The organism is Enorma phocaeensis (genome assembly GCF_016901575.1).
Taxonomy (GTDB): Bacteria; Actinomycetota; Coriobacteriia; order Coriobacteriales; family Coriobacteriaceae; genus Limicola; species Limicola phocaeensis_A.
In genome coordinates, this window is sequence record NZ_JACJKQ010000046.1 from 1 (window position 1) to 2563 (window position 2563).

Here is a 2563-nt window from a genome sequence, read left to right on the forward strand (position 1 = left end):
GGTCATCGCGGCGACCTCGGCGCGGCTGATGGCGTCCGCCGGGCGCAGGGCGTCCACGTCCTGGCCCATGACGCCGGCCTCGACGGCCCAGGCGACGGCCTCGTCGGCGAAGTCCGCCACGGCGGATCCGTCCGTGTAGGCGTCGAGCTCGGAGAGGTCGGCGTCGGTGTCCACGCCGGTCATCTTGGCGTAGCGGGCGAGCATGACCGCGAGCTCCTGGCGGGAGACCGGGGCCTCGGGGCGGAACTCGTCGGTGCCGTCATAGCCGGTCACCAGGCCGAGCTTCGCTGCCCACTGTATTGCCTGCGCGTAGTACAGGCTCGAGTCGACGTCGCTGAATGGCGTGTCGAACTCCTTGGCAGGGACGTCCTTTCCCTCGTTGGCGTCGACCCAGAGGGTGCCTCCGGCCATCTTGAAGAGCGTGACCGCCACGTCGCCGCGCTTGATCTGGTCGTTCGGGCCGAAGAACTGCGTGCCGGCGTAGCCGGTCATGTAGCGATAGCCCTGGCTGCTCGCAGTGAAGACCCACTGCGAGTACCACTCGTTATTGGCCACGTCGGCGAAGACGCGCTGGTCGGAGATGTGGAACTCGAGTACGGCGTCGACCGTGTAGGAGTCTGCGCGGTCCGCGTCGGAGAGGATGGCGCGGTAGGTGCCGACCTCGACGCACTCGTCGACGTCCTCCCACTTGTGCGTCTTCTCATTCCACTTCTGGTACTCGGCCTTGTAGGCGGACGCGGGGAGCTCCCTCCAGTCCTCGCTGTACTGGTAGCCCCACATCTTGGCGGTCAGGTCGTACTCGTAGCCGGGGACGACCGGCTGGCCGGTCTTCACGTAGGTGATGCTCGCGTACTGGCCGTATCCCATGGTGCCGGTGAGGCGTGCCTGGGCGTTGCCCTTCTGGTTGCCGGACGCGTCGTAGACGTACTGCACCGGGTCGACAGTGAAGGTGAGCTTGTCCTCGCCGCCCTGGATGTCGTAGACGGAGTCCTCGGCTGCCTTGATGGTGATCGTGTAGGTGCCAGCCTCGACGACGGAGTCGACGGCCTCACCCTTGCTGTTGGTCACCGTGACGTCGAGTGCCTCGGCGGGGACCTCGTTGTCGTCCTCATCGAGAGCAGTGACGGAGAAGTTGGCCATGAGGTCGGTACCGTCGTAGATGTCCTCGAAGGAGGCGGACTTCAGGGTCTCGCCCTTGTAGTGGGCGTAGACCTCGTCGACGTCGACGCGGGTCGCGGCGACGTGGAACGCGAACTCGACCTTGCCGCCCCACTCGTAGGTGGGGTCGTCGACCGTGATCGTCGCGACGTAGTTGCCCGGCGCCGTGATGGTGTCGGTCGCCGCTCCGTCGCGGGTGTAGGTAATCTTGACCGGGAGCTTCTCGTTGGTACCGGGCTTCACCGCGTCGACCTTTGCGGGGTCGAACATGCCGAGCGTGCTGTCGCCGTCGTTGATGTTCTGCTTGTTGTAGCGGATCTGGCCGGCCTTCTCGTAGCGGACGAACGTGACGCGGGCCTTGCCCGTCACGTTGCGGTCGCCGCCGTTGGAAGCCTCGACGGTGAAGACGGTCTCGCCAGCCTTGTTGCAGTCGGGCGTGGTGCCCTCCCAGCCGAAGGCGAGCTTGCCCTCGATCTCAGGGTTGGTCGACTCGCCGTTGATGGTCGTGATGTCGTCGCGGCCGGCGGGGAACGGCGACCCTACCTGGGCGTACTCGTCTTGGTCGAAGTCGACGGCGACGGCGGAGAGGTCGAGCTGCTTGACGGTGAAGCGAATCTCCTTGGTCAAGCCATTGTAGTCGTTCTGGCCCGTGATCTCGACGACGTACTCGCCCGCGTCGTGCGGGATGTCGTTGTTGGTCTGGCCGTTGTTCATGTCCGTGGAGGTGCGCTTGGTGTTCGCGGTGTAGTCCACATTGTACTCGAGCAGCTTGCCGCCCGAGAAGATGTTGAGCTCTCCGGTTGAGAACTTGAGGTCAGCGCCCGTGTACTCGATGGAGGTGTCGCTCGCCTTCTTGCCGACGACGACGGCGTCGTCGAGCGTCTTGTCGACGATGGTGAACTTGACCCACGCGTCGTTGCCGCTGACGGAGGGGTCGTCCGTGTCCTTCACGACCGCGTAGTAGGTGCCGGCGCGCGTGATGCTCTCCGGGTTGGCGACGAACTGGACGTACTCGCCGTCCACGGTAGCGCTGGTCGGACCCGCGACGACCTTCACGTAATAGACTCCGGCATCCTTGTCCTCGAGGCGGTAGTCCTTGTCGCCCCACGCGGCGTCGTTTCTAATCTTCGTCGGGACCACGTAGTGCGCCCCGCTGTCGGCAGCAAACTCGATCGGCTGAGACAAATCGACCGGCTGGCCGCCGTTGTCGTATGCCTCGGTCACCTTGGCGTTCTCGACCTGGTCGACGTCCGTTGCCGAGAGAGGCTGAATGCCCTCGGCAGCGAACGCGGGCGCGGCGGCGCCCAGGCTCAGGGCCCCCACGAGCGAGGCGGAGATGGCGAGCGCGACCCTCCTCGTGTGCTTCTTGTTGACGCAAGCTGTCATACGTCTTTCTCCTTCCATA

General features: G+C 65.2%; 1 protein-coding gene. It reads right to left on the minus strand.

Going from position 1 to position 2563, the window contains the following annotated elements:
• The coding region (locus H6A15_RS10075) for an S-layer homology domain-containing protein (RefSeq protein WP_204673624.1) at nucleotides 1–2544 on the minus strand (2544 nt) is incomplete at its 3' end.
• Nucleotides 2545–2563 lie beyond the last annotated feature (19 nt).